The organism is Rhodococcus sp. As11 (assembly GCF_048957735.1).
In the GTDB taxonomy this organism is placed as follows: Bacteria; Actinomycetota; Actinomycetes; order Mycobacteriales; family Mycobacteriaceae; genus Rhodococcus; species Rhodococcus gordoniae.
In genome coordinates, this window is sequence record NZ_JARDJE010000011.1 from 15,526 (window position 1) to 35,491 (window position 19,966).

15 protein-coding genes are annotated in these 19,966 nt (G+C 64.6%); 9 read left to right on the top strand and 6 right to left on the bottom strand.

The genetic code is table 11. The features are described from left to right. Nucleotides 1-153: 153 nt before the first annotated feature. Together PV766_RS15835 and PV766_RS15840 are read left to right on the top strand one after the other, a co-directional pair. Nucleotides 154-4,221, top strand: coding sequence for an Eco57I restriction-modification methylase domain-containing protein (locus PV766_RS15835; RefSeq protein WP_421097370.1), 4,068 nt, complete (start codon nucleotides 154-156; stop codon nucleotides 4,219-4,221). A 65-nt stretch (nucleotides 4,222-4,286) separates the two neighbouring features. Continuing rightward, nucleotides 4,287-7,673: an SNF2-related protein gene (locus tag PV766_RS15840; RefSeq protein WP_421097371.1), complete on the top strand. Its 3,387-nt coding sequence runs from the start codon at nucleotides 4,287-4,289 to the stop codon at nucleotides 7,671-7,673. A 322-nt stretch (nucleotides 7,674-7,995) separates the two neighbouring features. Here PV766_RS15840 and PV766_RS15845 read toward each other — a convergent pair whose 3' ends face one another. After that, a complete protein-coding gene (locus PV766_RS15845) occupies nucleotides 7,996-9,015 on the bottom strand; it encodes an Abi family protein (RefSeq protein WP_421097372.1) in 1,020 nt (339 codons plus the stop codon). 458 nt (nucleotides 9,016-9,473) lie between these two features. Between PV766_RS15845 and PV766_RS15850 the strand changes: the two genes are divergently transcribed. After that, nucleotides 9,474-10,907, top strand: a complete 1,434-nt coding sequence (locus PV766_RS15850; protein ID WP_016933195.1) for an acyl-CoA carboxylase subunit beta — start codon at nucleotides 9,474-9,476, stop codon at nucleotides 10,905-10,907. A gap of 117 nt (nucleotides 10,908-11,024) precedes the next feature. On the opposite strand, the gene PV766_RS15855 is transcribed toward PV766_RS15850, so the two are convergent. The 4 genes from PV766_RS15855 to PV766_RS15870 all read right to left on the bottom strand — a co-directional run bounded on the left by PV766_RS15855 (nucleotide 11,025) and on the right by PV766_RS15870 (nucleotide 14,836). Next, nucleotides 11,025-11,534 (bottom strand): DUF3145 domain-containing protein, encoded by a 510-nt coding sequence (locus PV766_RS15855; RefSeq protein ID WP_016933194.1) that lies wholly within the window; start codon nucleotides 11,532-11,534, stop codon nucleotides 11,025-11,027. A 123-nt stretch (nucleotides 11,535-11,657) separates the two neighbouring features. Further along, complete coding sequence (locus tag PV766_RS15860) at nucleotides 11,658-12,470, bottom strand: serine hydrolase domain-containing protein (RefSeq protein WP_064064124.1); 813 nt, start codon at nucleotides 12,468-12,470, stop codon at nucleotides 11,658-11,660. 52 nt (nucleotides 12,471-12,522) lie between these two features. Then, nucleotides 12,523-13,650, bottom strand: a complete 1,128-nt coding sequence (locus tag PV766_RS15865; protein ID WP_064064171.1) for an NDMA-dependent alcohol dehydrogenase — start codon at nucleotides 13,648-13,650, stop codon at nucleotides 12,523-12,525. A gap of 223 nt (nucleotides 13,651-13,873) precedes the next feature. Next, nucleotides 13,874-14,836 carry a helix-turn-helix transcriptional regulator gene (locus PV766_RS15870; RefSeq protein ID WP_421097373.1) on the bottom strand — a complete coding sequence of 321 codons (963 nt, stop codon included), beginning with the start codon at nucleotides 14,834-14,836 and terminating at the stop codon, nucleotides 13,874-13,876. 61 nt (nucleotides 14,837-14,897) lie between these two features. Between PV766_RS15870 and PV766_RS15875 the strand changes: the two genes are divergently transcribed. After that, nucleotides 14,898-15,470 (top strand): DinB family protein, encoded by a 573-nt coding sequence (locus PV766_RS15875; RefSeq protein WP_421097374.1) that lies wholly within the window; start codon nucleotides 14,898-14,900, stop codon nucleotides 15,468-15,470. 1 nt (nucleotide 15,471) lies between these two features. Then, nucleotides 15,472-15,909 carry a VOC family protein gene (locus PV766_RS15880; RefSeq protein ID WP_064064121.1) on the top strand — a complete coding sequence of 146 codons (438 nt, stop codon included), beginning with the start codon at nucleotides 15,472-15,474 and terminating at the stop codon, nucleotides 15,907-15,909. A 12-nt stretch (nucleotides 15,910-15,921) separates the two neighbouring features. Here the strand turns inward: PV766_RS15880 and PV766_RS15885 are convergent, their stop codons facing one another. After that, nucleotides 15,922-16,311: a VOC family protein gene (locus PV766_RS15885; protein ID WP_016933188.1), complete on the bottom strand. Its 390-nt coding sequence runs from the start codon at nucleotides 16,309-16,311 to the stop codon at nucleotides 15,922-15,924. Nucleotides 16,312-16,382: 71 nt separating this feature from the next. Between PV766_RS15885 and PV766_RS15890 the strand changes: the two genes are divergently transcribed. From PV766_RS15890 to PV766_RS15905, 4 genes are all read left to right on the top strand, one after another. Beyond that, nucleotides 16,383-17,138: a TetR/AcrR family transcriptional regulator gene (locus tag PV766_RS15890; protein ID WP_421097375.1), complete on the top strand. Its 756-nt coding sequence runs from the start codon at nucleotides 16,383-16,385 to the stop codon at nucleotides 17,136-17,138. Between the two features lie 164 nt (nucleotides 17,139-17,302). Continuing rightward, complete coding sequence (locus PV766_RS15895) at nucleotides 17,303-17,725, top strand: low affinity iron permease family protein (protein WP_064064119.1); 423 nt, start codon at nucleotides 17,303-17,305, stop codon at nucleotides 17,723-17,725. A gap of 404 nt (nucleotides 17,726-18,129) precedes the next feature. Continuing rightward, nucleotides 18,130-19,197, top strand: coding sequence for an ABC transporter permease (locus PV766_RS15900; protein WP_421097376.1), 1,068 nt, complete (start codon nucleotides 18,130-18,132; stop codon nucleotides 19,195-19,197). Nucleotides 19,198-19,226: 29 nt separating this feature from the next. Continuing rightward, nucleotides 19,227-19,958 carry an ABC transporter ATP-binding protein gene (locus tag PV766_RS15905; RefSeq protein WP_421097377.1) on the top strand — a complete coding sequence of 244 codons (732 nt, stop codon included), beginning with the start codon at nucleotides 19,227-19,229 and terminating at the stop codon, nucleotides 19,956-19,958. Nucleotides 19,959-19,966: the final 8 nt, after the last annotated feature.

Genomic DNA, 19,966 nt, shown 5'->3' on the forward strand with positions numbered 1-19,966 from the left:
CGTTTCTTGCTGACCGAACCTGACCGGATCCTGCCCGGGCCACGGGGTATCACGATCTTCATCGCTATGAACGCATTCGATGTCACAGGATCGCCGAACCGCTTCGGCGAGGCTGGCGGCGGGGTTCACCGCCCGCGCCCATAGAGTTGACGCGTGCGCACTGTGAACAACCCTTCCGGCCATCCCGCGAACTCGATCACCGCGGATGATTTCCTCGCCGAGGCAGAAAGCGCCAATGTCATCCCCTGGTCGAAGCCAAGTGGCGCCCCGGTAAGTCTGACGACCCGGTTCATCCACTTCGGACACGGTCAGAACCCGCTCGAGATCGTGGTCGCGGAAGCCGAAGCGGCACCCAAGTCCGACGAGATGCGGCGCTTGTGGAAGACCCGGGCCAACAAAGTCGCACCCGTGCTGCTGGTAGTTCTGCATCAGGGGCGGGCAAGCGCCTTGGGTACCTCCGGTGAACCGGCACCCCTGCACGACTTGGACATCGCTCAAGTCGAGCGAATCTGCGCGGCGGCCCTGGCCGAGCACGATCGGCATGCCGCCGCGGTCTCCGTCGGCCGGCTGGTCACGGCCCTCGCCAAGGACGGATTGTCTTCCGGGCTGCTCAATTCTGGCTTGTTCGCGTCGCATGAGCTGCGTGAAGGGGTGCCGCAAAGAGCGGACTGGGCGCAGGCGTGTGAGCGGTCTTCCCGGCTCCTCGGACTCAGCGGTATAGGTTTGGTCAAAGCGCTGGGATACGACACCGCACCCCGAGGCTCGACCGCAGTGCTGCTCGCCCATGAGGGTGAACACCGCGCCGTTGCGGTGTTGCTGACCGACGACGAAACCTTCGATCGACCCTCGGACCGATTCGGTGCGATGTCCCCGGTCGCGCATGCCATTGCTGCAGCCCAAGACGAGAAGGTGGCCTGGGTCATCGTCCTACGAGGGACGCAGATCCGGCTTTATCCCGTCGACCCCACCATCGGCGTCGGCCGTAAAGGTCAAGCCGAGACCTACACCGAACTCGACCTAGCGCTGCTCACCGACGACGAGAGCGGCTATCTGGAACTGCTCTTCGCCGCCGATGCCCTGCGTCCCGGTGGCACTGTCCATCAGATCCTCGCCGCTTCGAGCAACTTTGTCGTCGGTCTGAGCGAGCGACTGCGTGACCGCGTCTACGTCGACGTCGTCCCCGACCTCGCAGTCGCCGTGGCACGACATATGGAGGCCAACGGCGAGGATGACCTCGACGAGGCGTATCACCGGACCCTGCTCATCCTGTTCCGCATGCTCTTCCTTGCATACGCCGAGGACCGCGGCCTGCTCCCCTACGGTCGCAACCCCCGCTACGACCGACACGCAGTCAAGACCTTGGCCAAGGCCTTTACCGACACCGCGCCGGAGTTCGATTCCGAATCCACCGATCTGTGGGACCAACTGCTGAACCTGTGGGATGCGATCGACGTCGGCAGGAAAGACTGGGGAGTCCCTGCATACAACGGCGGGCTGTTCTCCAAGAACGCGACCACCCATCCTGCCGGCGCCGCGATTGCAGCCATGCGTATCACCGATGCCGAGATCGGTCCCGCTCTGCGAGCGTTGCTGGTCGATCTCGGCGGTGACGGCACCCAAGGACCTGTGGACTTTCGCTCCCTATCCGTTCGTGAGTTCGGCACCATCTACGAAGGTCTGCTCGAATCGTCACTCTCGGTCGCTCCCACCGACCTCACGATCGACCACGAGGGAACCTACGTTCCGGCCAAGTCGGAGCAGTCGATCACAGTTCCCGCCGGCCAGGTGTACTTCCACAATGCCTCGGGCCAGCGGAAGGCCACCGGCTCCTACTTCACCAAATCCTTCGCCGTCGAGCACCTGCTCGATACCGCCCTCGAACCGGCATTGACGGACCATCTGACCAAGGTCAAGGCATTGCTGGAGACGGGTGAAGCGACTGCGGCGTATGAGACCTTCTTCGACTTCCGGGTGGCGGACCTGGCCATGGGCTCTGCGCACTTCCTCGTCGCGGCAGTCGACCGCATCGAAGCCCGATTTACTGCCTTCCTCACCAGAAATCCCATCCCCGCCGTTGCCGACGAGTTGGGGCGTTTGGGTGCAGCGGCGCGTGAGCACCTGGGCGATCAGGCCGATCTCGTCGAAATCGAACCGTCGATGCTGCTGCGCCGCCAAATCGCCCGCCGCTGCATCTACGGACTCGACATTAACCTGGTCGCAGTGGAGCTGGCTCGTCTCGCGATCTGGATTCACACCTTCGTGCCCGGATTGCCGATGTCCTCGCTCGAGCACAACCTCATCGAAGGCAACAGCCTCACCGGGATCGGTTCGCTCGATGAAGCCCTCGACGCACTCGAACCGAACCGTACGCCCGGCCAGGACTCGTTCTTCAGCGAAGCACTGCGCGAGACACTGAGCACCGCCCGCGAACAACTGGTGACGGTGGCACGGTCGGACGAAGCACAAAAATCCGAGGTCCGGCAAGCGGCGGTCGCCTACCGGAAGGCCCTCGAGGAGGCGGCGGACGCCAAGCATCTATTCGATGCCGCCGCAGCCATTCGCATGAGCGTCATCTCTCTCGCGCCGACGGTGGACATGGCAGTAGCAGCAGTTACCCGTGAACCCGGAAAGAGTCGCGTGGAGGAGGCATTGGCCACGCTCAAACCGGTGCACATGCCGTACCGATTCCCTGAGGTCTTCCTCCGAGACAACCCCGGATTCGACGTCGTACTCGGTAACCCGCCGTGGGACGAGGTCATGGTCGAAGAACCAAAGTTCTGGCAACGCTACTTCCCCGGCGTCATGGGTCTGCCGCCGCGGTCACAGACTAAAGAGATCAAGAGATATCGGGAGGAACGCCCCGATCTCGTGTCTCTGCATGAGGCGGAGATCGCCGCAGTCGCGGACTATCGGAGCGCTTTGCTCAGTGGCCCCTATCCCGGACTTGGAACCGGAGACGTCGATCTGTACAAGGCCTTCTCGTGGAGGTTTTGGAAGCTGCTTCGTCTAGGAGGACGCATGGGCGTCGTGTTCCCTCGTTCCCTGTTGAACAGTAAAGGCTCGAAGCCGTGGCGGGAAGAGCTACTTGATCGCGGAGAATTCAGTGCAGTGACAACCCTGGTTAACACCAAGCGTTGGATTTTTCCCGACGTGCATCCTCAGTATTCAATTGTACTTCTGTCCGTCCTGAAACCGGATCGGCCCGCTGATCAGCGGGTATGGATCGCAGGACCTTTCCACTCATTGGAAGAGTTCCTGGAAGGAAGAGATAATCTGGGTACCGTATCGGCCAGTGGATTGCGGAGCTGGTCCGAAGCAGCATCGTTCCCATTGCTCCCAGACAACGACTCAGTTGCGGTATTCACCGCATTGCGTACTCATCCGCGCCTAGATTCAGGAACGGACTGGCTATTCCGACCAGTTGCGGAGTTTCACGCAACCAATGACAAAAAGACGTTCGATGCCGGTGGACCCGCCGACGGTCGGTGGCCGGTACTTACCGGAGCGTCCTTCAATCTATGGAATCCAGATTTTGGTGACCCTTACGCGCACGCGGATCCGGATATCGTGATCGAGGCATTGCAAAATAGGCGCCTGAGGCAGGCACGGTTGAAGGCTTCTGCCTTTTATCAACTTCCTACTGAAATCGTAGAGAATCCGTTAACTCTGCCCTGCAGGAAACCTCGAATCGCATTCCGGGATATCGCCAGGGCCACTGATACCCGAACTGCTCTCGTGACGCTTGTTCCCCCAAACGCATTGCTTGTCAATACTGCACCGTATCTTCTCCGTCGCGAGGGTGACGAGAAGGATGAAGCGTTTCTGCTAGGCGTCCTCTCATCGATTCCCCTGGACTGGTATGCCCGTCGTTATGTCGAAGTGCATCTCAACCTGCACATTTTCAATGCGCTCCCTATTCCGCGACCTACCAAGAACCATCCGCTTCGTGAGCGTGTCGTCCAGATCGCCGGCTCCCTCGCGGCAGTGGACGACAGATATACCGAGTGGGCCGATGCTGTCGGAGTTCCTGTCGGAAGCATTCGCACTGACCAGGAGCGTGAAGCACTTGTTGCCGAACTAGACGCAGTCGTAGCACTGCTATACGGCCTCGAGCGGTCTCAGCTCGCTCACATCTTCGATACGTTCCATCGTGGCTGGGACAACGCCGTCCGGCGTGAGGCGGCTCTTGCCCACTTCGATCGTTGGAAGGGGATGCAGTGACCGTTACCCAACCCGGACACACCTCCCAGCCCACCTTTGCCACGAACAAACCGGGTGAAGGAACTGTGGCCGGGGCGATCACTTCGCTGCTGACCGAGGCCGCTGAACATCTCAGCGTCCCGCCGGCGGTATTGATCGCCTCGGCGTACTTCAATCCTGGCGGCTATGGAGCAATTGCGGAAGCCCTCGACGCGGTCGGGCCGGTGAAACTTCTGCTCGGTGCCGAACCGGAAGTCGAGACGGGGGTCAAGCCGCTCGGGGCGAATACACCGCTGCGCCGCAAAGTGCCGGCCAATGTGCAACGTGCTCTCGAAGGGCACGAACGGTCCATGGCAGCGGATCGGGACCTATTAGGGTTTACCCGGTCCGACGACGAATTGTCCCGCCGACTCGTCGAGTGGCTTCGCTCCTCGCTGCCTGACGGCCGCGGCCGGGTGCAGGTCCGCCGCTTCAAAAAGGGCTTTCTGCATGGGAAAGCGTTCGTGGTGGATGCTCCGTACGGCAAGGGCGTCATCGCCGGCTCATCGAACTTCACGCGCGCCGGCCTGTCTTGGAACAGAGAACTGAACCTCGGCCAATACCAGCCCGAAGCAGTCGATGCAGTCCGCTCGTGGTTCACCGACTTGTGGGACGAATCCGAGGACTTCGACCTCGCTGCTTTATACGAAGCACGGTGGGCCCCACATCTTCCAATGATCGTGTTCTGGCGAATGCTCTGGGAGCTGTACGGCGCCGACCTGGAAGCCGAACAGCAGTCCCGCGAGCGCACCGCATTGGGGCTGACCGGCTTCCAAGCCGACGGGGTATGGCGCGCCAAACGGATCCTCGACCGGCTGCACGGCGTGGTCGTTGCCGATGAGGTCGGTCTGGGTAAAACCTTCATCGCCGGGGAGCTGATCCACGAAGCCACCATCGTGCATCGACAGAAAGTGCTGATCGTCGCCCCGGCGACCCTGCGGGACTCCACCTGGAACCCGTTCCTCAACGAGAAGAACCTCAAAGCGACCGTCGTGTCCTATGAGGAGTTGACCAACGAGATCGACACGGCAGGGCAGTCCGGGTCGAAGCTCATGGACATCGACGAATACGCCCTGATCATCGTCGACGAAGCTCATGCCCTCCGCAACGCCTCCACCAAACGGGCCGACACGATGCGGTTACTCACCGAGGGCGAATCCCCTAAGGACCTGGTGTTGTTGACCGCCACTCCGGTCAACAACTCCCTGCTTGACCTCTACAACCTACTGTCCTACTTCGTCACCAACGACGCGGCCTTCGCCGATGTCGGAGTGCCATCACTTCGGGACTACTTCAACCGAGCAATGGCCATGAACCCGGACGACCTGTCCCCTGAGCACCTGTTCGATGTGCTCGACCAGGTCGCGGTACGCCGCACCCGCAAGTTCGTGCGCAACCACTATCCCAATGACACGGTCGTCATCAAAGGTGAGAAACGGCAGATCAGCTTCCCCACCCCGAAAGTTCGGCGCGTGGACTACGACCTGGAACAGTCGCTGCCAGGAATGTTCCAACGGCTGGCCGAAGCTCTCGGAGTCGACGACCTCGACGATCAGGGCGGCATCAACACCACTACCGCACACGACAAGCGCGGCCAGATCCTCACCCTGGCCCGTTACACACCTTCACGGTTCCGACTGTCGGATCTCGGCGAGACCGAACAGTACGAGCGGCAGAACGCAGGACTGTTGCGCTCCGCCTTGCTCAAACGGTTCGAATCCTCGAGTTATGCGTTCCAACGCACTCTCGAAGCGATGATCCGCTCCCACGAGCAGTTCCTGTCCGCATTGGCGGCGGGCGCCGTCCTCACCGGTGACGCACTGCGGGAATGGGCCTCGTCCGACAGCGACAACCTCGACGACTTCCTCGACTCCTACGACGGGGACACCGACGCCCACGTCTCCAACGCGGCCGACTACGACCTCGAGGCCCTCCAGGACGAAGTCGAAGCGGACCTGGAACTGCTGCGCAGCTTCCACACCGACATGGTCGAACACCACGCCAACGACGACCCGAAGATCAATGCGTTGGTCGACGAGCTCGTGGCGATCGTCGAACAAGCCGAACGTGATGGTGTCACCAACGAACAGAAACGCAATGCCCGCAAGGTCCTGCTGTTCTCCTACTTCGCCGACACTGTCGAGCACATTCAGTCGAGGTTGCTTGCCCGGATCCACGACGATCCTCGCCTGGCTTGCTACCAGGATCGGGTCGCCGTCGCATCCGGACCGGATCGGCGAGGCCGTGCCGAGATCATCGCCGGATTCGCGCCCCTTACGGCAGGTTCGGACAACGACGAAGACCGCTACGACCTGCTCATCGCCACCGACGTGCTGGCCGAAGGCGTCAACCTGCAGCAAGCCCGCAACATCATCAACTACGACCTGCCGTGGAATCCCATGCGTTTGGTGCAACGCCACGGCCGCATCGACCGTATCGGTTCCCTGCATTCCGAGGTCTACCTGCGGTGCTTCTTCCCCGACACCCACCTCGAGGCCCTTCTCGGGCTGGAAGAACGCCTGCAGAACAAACTCAAGCAGGCCGCCGCCGCAGTCGGCGTCGGTGACGTCCTGCCCGGTTTCGCCGGCCGTGAAGTCAACATCACCGAAACCCGCGACCAGATCGAACGACTCAAGGCAGAAGATGCCGCCCTGTTCGAATCCGGAGGCTCGGCCGCCCTCTCGGGTGAGGACTTCCGTCGTCGCCTCGAGCGGGCACTGCGCGACATCCCCACTCGCAGCGCGGTTATGGAACTGCCCTGGGGTTCCGGTACCGGATTCACCCGTCCGGGAGCCGAGCCGGGATTCGTGTTCTGTGCGCGCATCGGCGACCAACCTCAACCATGGTTCCGCTATGTGCCCTTAGCAGCGGACTTGTCTGTTCAGACCCGTCCCGCAACTCCGGATGATGGCGAGGTTCCGGTGCCGATCGTGGTCGACGATACCTTGGCGTGTCTGGCGCACGCCGACCCCGGAGATCCAGCCACCGAACGAGTTCTCTCCGATGAGATGTACGAAGCCGCCTTCGACGCCTGGGCCGTGGCCCGCGAGCACATCGTCGCTGCATGGAACCATCTGGCGGATCCGGCGAACTCGAGACCCCAGATCCCCAGGTCGTTGCGTACTGCGGCGCAGTTGGTACGTGATCATGGCCTGCATCTCGGCAATTGGCAGAACGAACTGATCGACCGCCTCGAAGCGCCCCACGCTCCCCGCATTCAACGGCTCGTTCACGGCATTCTCGGCCTCGCTGACAAGACACCGACACAGAAGGTCGACGAGTTGTCGTCACTGGCCCGGCGGAACAACCTCACTCCCTACAACGCCCCTGAGCCCAAACCGTTCATCGTTGCAGACGACGTGCATCTGGTCTGTTGGAGTGCCATCACACCTTTTGAGACTGAAAGTGGTTCGTTGGCCGCCGACCTTTCCTGAATCGAGCATCGATTCAGTCCCATCCGACACGGGCGCCGTCCAACTCTGTGGCAACCAGCTCATCCGCGAATGCACCCGGGTGTGGCTGGCCGCCCACCGTGCCCGCGGCCGGCCTCCGAAGATGACGTCGAACAAAGTCCGTGTCCGTCAGGCCAAGGGGATGTGGGACAGCGGCATTGGTCAACGTGAGACCGCGGAAATCCTCGGAGTGGGAAGAACAACCTCTACCGCCACCTGAAATAGCACTTCTGCCGTGTCGATGGCGCCAGAACCAGGACGGGCAGACCTCTTCCGCGCTGTTCCTTCGCCCAGACCCGATCAGTCAGTGCGTAGTTGTATCAGTAGTCCACAGCGGCAATTGCTGCCAATTTTCGGGAAACCCCATCTCAAGAGGGCTCCGCAAGTGAAATCCACTGAAGGTGTCGTGGACGAGTGAGCCGAGCTGCAGGGCCCAGGTGCTCCCCGGTGAGGTCGTTCGCAGGAGGTGTCCGGAGATGCAGATCGAGCCGTATACCTTGTCTGCCTGATCGGAAGGCAGCCCGTCGAAGTAGTCCATCGACGCGAGTGCTGGTGTACCAAACGGTGTGAGTGTTCTGTTCCACAAGCGGGCACGGTGTGCGCAGATGTTGCGCACGATCGTGAGATGTTCGAGCCAGTTCGCCAGGATATGGCCTGGTCCGGCGCTGTGCTCTGCCCTGGATCGTCGCCTACGGCGGTGCGCTGCGGTACCTCGTCGCGGACGCGGTGTAGTGGCTTCAATTGCAAACCAGCTGGCGATCTCGTCTCGGTCGTCGTCCTGAAGGCCCTGATAGAGCTTGGAGAGATCACTGAAGTCCAGCACCTCGGTCAGGACCCAGATCGGTATCTGGCCCCCGTATCTGGCGAAGTGGTGTTTGACGAACTGATCCTTGGCTCGACCGCGCTTTACACGCCCGAATGCCGTTGCAAGCCAGGCCATGTGGTCGCCCGACTCGACAAATTTCGGGTGGAAATTGGCTGCCTCGAGATGCGCGAGGGGGCCTCGTTTTCCGAGCGTGTGCCCGATCTGGCTGCGTATAGCCACCTCGATGCGCTCCAGCGCGCTCAGCATCCTGTTTTTGAGGTGACGGTCAAATTCGTACAGGCCGACGACTTCGTCGAACGTGGTTCCTTCCACGTATTCCTCGAGGAGCTCCCCTGAGTCATTGCGGTTCCAGAACGGGTGCCAATACCCGCTCATCCGGTAGTATCCGACAGCATGTAGCCACCTTTCGGCAGCCTCGCGATCCGGGATCTGCATGCCTCTGGACTGCATCAAGTCGACTTGTTCGCTGATCGACAAGAAGGGCTTCGGCTGTAGCACTGCCCGAGTATAAATCCGGCCCGCACCCAGCTATTGCTGAGGCGGGCCGAACGATTGAGTCAAGCATAGCGGGCGGTCCACCGAACGGGCAAACTTTCGGGCCCGCCGCCCAACACAATCTGTGCTGGGCACAACCAAACCATGCGCTGACAACACCTCGGTGAGATCATCCACAACATCGCCCGCCTGACCCCCGCCGCCGGCCGCCACCCGAGAACGCGAAGAGAAACGTCCCCAGAGTGGATACGACTCGGATGCTCCTCAGGTCCCGAGCGCGCCGCTAACTTCGCGAGAACCGCAGCTGCGTGAGGTTGTCCATGAAGTCGACTTAGCTCGCAGGAGTGTCGGGGGGGGGGGGGGGGGGCCCCGCCCCCCCCCCCCCCCCCGGGGGGGGGGGGGCCCCCCCCCGCCCCCCCCACCACAGCCCACCACCACCGCGTCTGCCCGAGGAGTACCCGATGACCATCCTGGATCCAGCCACCCTGCGTGAGACGTCGGTGGACCCCAGAGATCCGTTGGCCCGTCTCGAGAAACTGTTCGACCCGGGCAGCCTGGAGTTGCTGCACAGCCGCGACAAGTCGGGCGTCCTCGCCGCCGTCGGCGACGTCGACGGCATCCGCACGGTCGCGTACTGCTCCGATGCCACCGTCATGGGTGGCGCCATGGGCGTCGAGGGATGCAAGCACATCGTCTCCGCCATCGACTACGCCATCGATCACGAGATCCCCGTGGTGGGCATCTTCCACTCCGGGGGCGCGCGTCTGGCCGAAGGTGTCGAGGCCCTCCACGCCGTCGGCCTGGTCTTCGAGGCCATGGTGCGCGCGTCCGGTCTCGTCCCCCAGATCTCCGTCGTTCTCGGCTTCGCGGCCGGTGGTGCCGCCTACGGCCCGGCCCTGACCGACATCGTCATCATGGCCCCCGAGGGCCGTGTCTTCGTCACCGGCCCGGACGTGGTGCGCAGCGTCACCGGCGAGCAGGTCGACATGGAGTCGCTCGGCGGACCCGACACGCACACCAAGAAGTCCGGTGTCGCCCACATCGCCGCGCACGACGAGACCGACGCTCTGCACCGGGCACGCCGTCTCGTGTCGATGCTCGCCGAACAAGGCGAATTCGACGTCGCCGCAGCGGCACTCGGCGACACCGACCTGCGGGCACTGATGCCCGAGTCGCCGCGACGCGCATACGACGTGCGGCCGATCGTCCACCGGTTGCTCGACAACGTCGACGGCGAGTCCGCCTTCGAGGAGATCCAGGGCGGTTGGGCGCGCAGCATCGTCACCGGTTTCGGTCGTCTCGGCGGCCGCACGGTCGGTGTCATCGCCAACAACCCGCTCCGCCTCGGTGGATGCCTCAACTCCGAGAGCGCCGAGAAGGCAGCGCGATTCGTGCGGATGTGCAATGCCTTCGGCGTTCCGCTCGTCGTGATCGTCGACGTTCCCGGTTACCTTCCCGGCGTGAACCAGGAGTGGGAGGGTGTCGTGCGACGCGGCGCCAAGCTGCTCCACGCGTTCGCCGAGGCGAAGGTTCCCCGCGTCACGCTCGTGACGCGCAAGATCTACGGCGGCGCGTACATCGCGATGAATTCCCGGGCTCTCGGGGCCACCGCCGTCTACGCGTGGCCGGAGTCCGAGGTGGCCGTGATGGGCGCGAAGGCAGCCGTGGGCATCCTCCACAAGAAGGCCCTCGCCGCGGCGTCCGAGGAGGAGCGCGAGGCGCTGCACGATCGGCTCGCCGCGGAGCACGAGGCGATCGCCGGCGGTGTCGGGCGCGCGATGGCCATCGGTGTCGTCGACGAGATGATCGATCCGGCCACCACGCGCAGCACCCTGGCCGCTGCACTCGCTGCCGCCCCTGCGGTTCGCGGACGGCACAAGAACATTCCGCTCTGATACTGCTCTTCCACGGCAGAAGAACACCGGCATCGCTCCGAGGAGCGATGCCGGTGTTCTCGTCTCGGGAAAGCTGTGGGGTGCGTTCCGGTCGTGATTCCGGGGCGGCGACCGCGGTCAGCCGACGTCCCGGCGGAGCCATGTCACCTGGGCGCCTTCGTCGCCGCTGCGGTACGGCTCGAGTTCCTCGTCCCATGCGGTCCCGAGGGCGCGGTGCAGTTCGCTCGTGACGTCGGAAGCGGAGGACAGCAGGGCACGCAGACGCATCTCTCCGACGACGATGTCGCCGTTGGCACTGGTGGCCCCCCGCCACAGGCCCAGTCGGGGGACGTAGCTGAAGCGTTCGCCGTCCACACCCTCGCTGGGGTTCTCGGTGATCTCGAAGCGGAGCATCGGCCACGAGCGCAGCACGTCGGCCAGTCGTGCGGCCGTGCCGACGGGACCGACCCAATCGACGCAGGTACGCAGTAGGCCCGGGGAGGCGGGCTGACCCGTCCACGCGAGGTCGGGCCGGCAGTCGAGGATGTCGGCCAGCGCCCACTCGATGTGCGGGCACACGGCCGCCGGAGAGGAGTGGACATAGATCACCCCCGCCGTGGCATCCGCGAATTGGTTGGATGCGCGCATACATTCACCTCCGATTCGACCAGGACGTCTTCCCCAACGACCTTCGCCGATCAAGGCTTCTCCATGCGGGCTGCGTACAAGTGTGCCCGTGTGGCGGGTGTTTCGCCAGCGAACCAGAGAGGTTCATGTGAATTCGGTGATGATCCCGTCCCCGAGGGCGGGCCAGAGAGGCTTCGCCCAATCTCCGAACGCACGATCAGTAAGTACCACAGTGGCGACGGAAATTTCGGGATCTACCCAAATGAACGTTCCGGATTGACCGAAATGACCGAAAGTGCGCGGCGAATTCCGCGTGGCGGTCCAATGCGGATTCTTCTCACCCCGGATCTCGAATCCGAGACCCCAGTCGTTGGGCTTGAACATCCCGTAGCCCGGTACGAGTCCGTTCAGCCCCGGGAACTGCACTGCGGTCGCCTCGGCGACCGTTCCGGGCGAGACCAGAACAGGCGTGAGCAATTCGCGCGCGAACAGAGCGAGATCGGCCACCGACGACTGCGCACCGTGGCCGGCCGGACCGGGCAGGGAGGAGGACCGCATGCCGAGCGGCTCGAAGACCGCCTGCCGGAGGTATTCCGGGAACTCGATGTCGGTTTCCGTCTCGACGAGTTCGGCGAGTACCTCGAAGCCCGCGCTCGAGTAGATCCGCTTCCGCTCGGGCTCGGTCTGCACGGTGCGCTCACCGAACGCCAGACCCGAGGCGTGGGCGAGCAGATGCCGCACCGTCGACCCCTCGGGACCCGCGGGCTGATCGAGTTCGATCGCGCCCTCTTCGACGGCCACCAGGACCGCGTACGCCACGAGCGGCTTCGTCACGGACGCGAGCGGGAAGACCTCGTCGAGGTCCCCCCGGGACGCGACCGTTCCGCCGTCGCGGGTCACCACTGCGGCGGCGGAACGGTCGACGGGCCAGTCGCTGATCGGATCGAGGCTGTGCACGCGATCAGCCTACGAGACGACCCGACGGGGCGAGGTCACCGGTCGGCGCCGGTCACCAATCGGCTTCGGTGTACCGGATGACGCCGCGGATGTTCCTGCCCTCGAGCATGTCCCGGTATCCGTCGTTGACCTGCTCGAGGGTGTAGGTGCGCGTGACCATGTCGGCCAGGTTCAGCTGACCGGACTTGTACAGGTCGAGCAGGTTCGGGATGTCCACCCGCGCGTTGCAGCCACCGAATATGTTGCCCTTGAGCTCCTTCTGGAGCATCGAGAACATGAAGGCGTTCAGCTTGACGTCCATGTCCGCCATATGACCCATGGCGGTGACGACGCACGTCCCGCCCTTGCCGGTGATGGTGAGCGAGGGATCGACGTACTCTCCCTTCATCTCCCCCACGGTGATGATCGTCTTGTGGCACATGCGTCCCCACGTGATCTCCATGATGGGCACGATGGCTTCCTCGATGGAGGCGAAGGTGTGCGTGGCACCGAACTTCATCGCCTGCTCGCGCTTCCACGGCACCGGATCGATGGCGAAGACGTAACGTGCACCGGACGCGACCGCACCCTGCAGCGCGCTCATGCCCACGCCGCCGACCCCGATGACGGCCACGAAGTCCCCCGCCTTCACGTCGGCGACGTGCGTGGCCGAACCCCAGCCGGTGGGCACGCCGCACCCCACGAGTGCCGCGAGCTCGAAGGGAACGTCCTTGTCGATCTTGACCACCTGGGTCTCGTGGACGGTCATGTACGGCGCGAACGTCCCCAGCAGCACCATCGGGATCACGGGCTTGCCCTGCGCATGGACGCGGTTGGTCCCGTCGGCGATGGCCAGGCCGCTGAGCAGTCCGGCACCGAGATCACAGAGATTGGACTGCCCCATCACACAGGACGGACACCGGCCGCAGGCCGGCACGAACGAGAGCACCACGTGGTCGCCCACCTCGAGACCGGTGACCCCGTCGCCGACCTTGGTGATGACACCTGCACCCTCGTGACCACCCATCACCGGATAGGCCGGCATCGGCGTGGCACCCGTGACGATGTGATGGTCGGAATGGCACATGCCGGCGGCTTCCATGCGGATCTGCACTTCACCCGCGACGGGGTCGCCGAGCTCGATCTCCTCGACCGACCACGGTTCGTCGATGCCCCACAGCACTGCACCCTTGGTCTTCATCTGGCTCGCCTCCATCGCATTGCCGGTTGTGCACGTGACGATAGCCACAATCGCACAGAATTGGAACAGGTTCTACTCACTGTCCCGGTCACCGCCGAACCCGATTCCGCCGGAACGCAGTCGTGGGGCTACCGGGAGGACGATCTGCGCACGGCGTGGCCGATCCTCGCCGAGTCGATGGGCGCCGAGACCCGGTCCCGCACCGGGACACCGCTTCGGCCCGTCACCGATCGGCACGGGCGATCGCGGCGAGGCGCGTCGCGAGCCGGTCCGCGGCCGCCCGAAGCTCCGATGGCTCGAGGACGACCGCTTCGAAACCCATTCGCGCGACATGCATCACGATCCAGTCCGGGTCGTCCGCGCCGACGACGAGCACGCACCATCCGTCCTCGTCCTCCTCGACCCGCCCGACCTGCGGCGGCACCATGTCGCGCACCCGGTCGGCGTCCGCCCGTAGTCGGATCCGCGCGATGTACCGGTAGGGCGACTCCGTCACCGACCGCTGGACGTAGGCCACCGGATCGGGATGCTGCCGCGGCCGGAACCGCCACGTCGTGGGCGTCACCTCGCGCATCCGGTCGAGCCGGAAGGTACGCCAGTCGTCGCGGTCGACGTCCCAGGCCATGAGGTACCAGCGTTGTCCCGCTGCGACCATCCGCACCGGTTCCACCGTGCGCTCGTCGTCCGCATCCAGGCGGGTGGTGTACCGGAACCGCACGCGGGTCGCGTCGCGGCAGGCGCGGGCCAGCGCCATCAGCATGTCGGCGTCGATCTCCGTACCCGCGCCGGCGACGGTCTCGGTGGCGCCGTAGATCGCCCGCACCTTCTCGCGCAGGCGCGGTGGCATCACCTGGTCGAGTGTGGCCAGGGCGCGCAGCGCCGCCTCGGCGGCTCCGGCGATCGTGCTGCCCGACGCCAGTCGCAACGACACCGCCGTAGCGATCGCCTCGTCGTCGTGCAGGAGCAGCGGCGGCAACCTCGTGCCGGCTCCGAGCTGATAGCCGCCCCCGACTCCGGGACACGCGCGCACGGGATAGCCGAGGGCACGCAGACGATCGACGTCGCGACGCACCGAGCGATCGGTCACACCGAGCTCCGCGGCGAGTTCGACGGCGGTCCAGGACGGGCGGCTCTGCAGCAGTGCCAGCATCCGCAGGACCCGTTCGGTGGTCGACTCGACGGTCATACGACGATGGTCGCACGGATCACGGACCGACCCTGTCCGCAATATGCGTCAACCTGTAGCCATGACGGAACTCGCCTGGAACCACCTCTTGCGACAGCAACTCGACTATCCGGTCCGCCACCGTCTCGACGGCCTGACCGACGACGAATACTTCTTCGAGCCCGCCCCGGGCTGCTGGAGTGTGCGGCCACGCGGGACGAGTACCGCTCCCGTGCAGGGCGGAGCCGGGGCGATGACCATCGACTTCGCCTTCCCCGAACCCGATCCGCCGCCGTTCACGACCATCGCGTGGCGACTCGGGCACGTACTCGTCGGCGTGCTGGCGATGCGCAATGCGAGCCACTTCGGGCGCACCCCCACCGACTACACGACGTTCGAGTACGCAGCGACCGCCGACGAGGCCCTGGCCCAGCTCGATGCCGAACTCTCGACGTGGATCGCAGGCGTCGAATCACTCGGGGAAGACGGACTCGCCCGGCCGTGCGGTGAGGCGGAAGGACCGTACGCGCAGTACCCGATGGGCATGCTGGTCCTGCACATCAACCGCGAACTCATCCACCATCTGTCCGAGGTCTGCCTCCTGCGGGACCTGTACCTGCATTCCCGTAGCCGAGCCCGACAGGAGACGAGCTGACATGGCCCGCGATATCCAGATCACGTTCGACTGCGCCGATCCCGGAGCCCTCGCGGAGTTCTGGGCCGATGCCCTCGGTTACGAGATACAGAAGCCGCCCGGCAATTTCGTCTCGTGGGACGACGCACTCGACGCGATGGGAGTACCGCTCGACCGACGCAACGACGCGTCGGCGGTCGTCGATCCGGACGAGGCAGGTCCCCGGTTGTTCTTCCAGAAGGTGCCCGAGGGCAAGCAGGCCAAGAACCGGGTGCACCTCGATGTGCGTGCCGCTCCCGGACTCGACGGCGCCGAGCGCATGGCCGCCCTGGAAGCCGAGGCCGAGCGGCTCGTCGCGCGCGGCGCCACGCGCCGGGAGCGCCACGACCCGGCGCCACCGTTCGGGGCCGGCCACATCGTCATGGCCGACCCCGAGGGCAACGAGTTCTGCCTCGACTGAACCTCGCCTGGGTCAGGCCGGCTCGGAGACCCAGTGGACGAGCTGCCAGATGATCCCGTTGGGATCGGCGAACTGGCAGTACCGCTCGCCCCACGGCTCGGTCTCCGGCTCGGTCACCACCGTCGCACCGGATTCCGCGATGCGCGCGAACTCGGTGTCGACGTCGTCGACGACGAAGGCGATGAGCATGCCCTGCCCGGCCGGTCCGGCGACGGATTCCGGCTTGAAGGTCGACAGCCCGGTACGCAGGAACACGATGTTGAATCCTGCGTGCGGGTGAGTCAACGAGACGAACCCGTCGGCCGACATCTCCTCGGTGAAACCGAAGTGCCGGATGGCGAAATCGGCCGATGCGGCCGTGTCGGCGACGTTGAGCGACAGTGCTGTGGAGTTGATTTTCACAAGACCTCCCGGGACAGAAACTTCGTACGTTGTATAGAGTACGCGTGAGGACGAGATTCCGGGAGGTATCGATGGCACGCGATCTGATCGACCTGCTGTGGCGCGAGCACCCCGAGGCGCCCACCGCCGGTTCACGCGGACCGAGAGCGAAGGTCACCACCACTTCCGCGGTGGACGCTGCCGTCGCCGTCGCCGATGCGGAAGGCCTCGAGGCCGTGACGATCCGCCGCCTCGCAACCGACCTGGGGATCTCCGCGATGGCCCTCTACACCCATGTCGGATCACGCGACGATCTTCTCGTCCTCATGGTGGACCGAGTCCACGCCCGACAACCCCGCCCGTCCTACACGTCGTCGTGGCGGGACCGGATACGGCAGGTCGCCGAAGCGGAACTCGAGCACTATGCCGCGCACTGGTGGCTGCTGGACGTCGACGACCAACGCACAGCCCTCGGCCCCGGCACGATCGCGAAGTACGACCACGAACTCCACGCCTTCGACGGAACATCCCTCGTCGATATCGATCGCGATGCGGCACTCACCTTCGTCGCGGACTTCGTGCGCGGTGCGGCGCGAGCACGACGTCCCGATCCGCACGCGGCCGACATGGGCGAGGCGTGGGCCAGGTGGAACGAGCGATTGGCTCGCTATCTGGGCGACACCCATCCTCTCGCGCAGCGGGTGGGAGCGGCGGCCGGAGCGGAGATGAACGCCGCCTACAGCCCGCACCACGCGTGGGAGTTCGGGCTGCAGCGCGTCCTCGACGGACTCGAACCGCTTGTCTCCGTATCGGGATCGAAGCGCGAGGACCGGCCCGTCCGGACATGAGCCCCCCCTGATCCCACCGAGCACTCCCCACCGGCAACGATGCGCCTCCCGACCGCGCAGCACCCCGCTGCCCGCTGCGAGGCCCACAAAGTTTGCATACGAAACAGTCGGGTATGTGGCCTTCAGCAGGCCCGACAGTCGGGGCCGCAAGGAGGTACACGATCATGGTCGACTCATCCGGCCGCCGCGCCGAATCCCCGGTGGTGCTGCCCTCCGAAGTACGCGGGCAGTTGTCACTGTTCGACCGTTTCGCCACACGTGCCGACGTTCTGGTCTCCCGAGCCGCGTTCTTCGCCTTCTGCGTGCTGTTGGTACTGGTCTGGGCACCGTCGTTTCTGTTGCTCGACAACATCGACACCTGGCAGCTGATCATCAATACCGTGACCACCATCGTCACGTTCCTGTTGGTCGCCCTGTTGCAGAACACCCAGAAACGGTCCGACGATGCGATCCAGCACAAACTCAACGCGATCGCCGACGGCTTGGCCGACCTGATGGCACAGCTGTCCCGTGAGCACCCCGGCCTGCAGATCGATTGCGAGGAACTACGCGCGGCCGTCGGACTCGAGCATCGTGAAGGCTCCTGAGCCGTTCCGCTTTCCGGTCCGGCCGGCCGGGCACATCAGGGTACGCCGGGCACGGTGATCGTCGGGTCTCGGCGGCACACGGTGCGGCCTGACCACCCACCCGGTGCCTCACCTCCCAGTTGCCAGTATTTCACCTCCGTTTTCACCATCGGAACGTCCGTTTCCCGCCGGGACGGTCGTTCCCGAGCGGTGATACTTGTCCGTGGTGGTCCACGATCCCCGACCTGTGGGTCACCGGACGGCCCGCCTCGAGCCCGAGGCGGGCCGTCGAATCCCGCTCGGCGCACTCCGTTACCGCACTGCCTGGTCGGCCGTCCCGATCGCGGATCTCCAACTTTCGATGGATGAACGAACTCAACCAATGCGCGATGTCCGCACCCCCCGTTCTCCGCGAAGCTGGATACATGTTCCTCAGTCTCCGAGATCTCCGTTTCGCCAAAGGCCGTTTCACGCTGATGGCTTCAGCCTTGTTCCTCATTTCGTTGATGGTGGTCATGCTGTCCGGTCTGACCTCGGGACTGGGCAATCAGTCCATCGCCGCGATCGAGAAGATCGATGCCGACCACGTCGCCTTCGGCACTCCGGCCGAGGGCCGAGCGGTTTCGTTCGGCGAGTCGACCGTGACGATGCGCCAACAGGCGGAACTGGCCGGTGCCGACGGTGTCGACGCTGCCGCGATCATCGGGATCGCCCCCGTCCGGATCAGCGCCGACGGACGAGAGGTCGCCGCTTCCGCGTTCGGTGTCGACGGGCGGTCCTTCGCATCCCCGGTTCCACTCGACTCCGGCTCGGTCGCCGTCGACACCGACCTCGCGAGCAGCAACGGGTGGACGACCGGAACTCGGATCTCGCTGGGCGGCAACACATTCACCATCCGCGCTCTGGTCGACGACTCGTTCTACAGTCACCAGCCCGTGGTCTGGATGGAGCACGACGCATGGCAGTCGCTGCCGTCGGCCGGTGGTAGCGAGGGCACCGTCGTGGCGTTGCGCACCTCCGGCGATTTCGATGCCGATTCCGTCGGTGCTGCGACCGGAACGGTCGTCACCGACGACGACGGCGCGTTGAACGCCATCGGCTCGTACACCTCCGAGCGGGGTTCGCTCCTGCTGATGCAGACTATGCTGATGATCGTCAGCGCCCTGGTGGTCGGCGCCTTCTTCACCGTGTGGACGATCCAGCGCAGCCAGGACCTCGCCGTACTCAAAGCCGTCGGTGCATCCACCCTTTATCTGCTCCGGGATGCCCTCGGCCAGAGCCTGATCGTGCTCGTGCTGGGAGCCGGACTCGGCACCGTGGCCGCACTCGGTCTCGGACTCGTTGCCGCACAGGTCGTCCCGTTCTCCCTCTCGATCTCGACCACCGTGGTTCCGTTCCTCGTCCTCGTGGCCACGGGCATGATCGGCGCGGCCGCCTCCCTGGCCCGTATCGCCAAGGTCGACCCCCTCACCGCGCTCGCAACCGCCCGATGAGCCACTCCACGAACCCGAAGGACTCCGATATGAGCATCTCCTTACGCGACATCGTCCTCACATACCCCGACGGCGACGAGCGCCGACGCGTCCTCGACGAGGTGGATCTCGAGGTCCGGCGCGGCGAGTTCGTCGCCGTGACCGGTCCGTCCGGGTCCGGTAAGTCGAGCGTGCTCGCCGTCGCCGGCCTGCTCATCACCCCCGACGCCGGACGCGTCGTCATCGACGGCAGCGACATGACGGGACTGGGTCGCGACGAGCGCACCACTGTACGGCGCGACAAACTCGGATTCGTGTTCCAACAGTCGAATCTGCTGCCGTCGCTGACCGCCGTCGAACAACTGCAGATGATGACCCACCTCGCCGGCGGATCGGTTCGCGAGAACAGCGCGCGCGCCAGGGATCTGTTGTGCTCGCTGGGTCTCGAGGAACACCTGGATCGGCGTCCCCACCAACTGTCGGGAGGTCAACGGCAACGGGTCGCCATCGCCCGCGGTCTGATGAACGATCCTTCGGTACTGCTGGTCGACGAGCCCACCTCGGCGCTCGACGAGGAACGCAGCCGGGAGGTCGTGACCCTGCTCGCCGATCTCAGCCGGGACCGCGACGTTGCGATCGTGATGGTCACCCACGACCTGAACCAACTCACTCTCGTCGATCGCGCCTACCGGATGCGTAACGGAGCCCTGCTTCCCTCCTCCGATCTTCCGACGGACGGCTCGGGGTACGGGCGAAGGTTCTCGACATTGTCCACATCGTGAACGTCTGC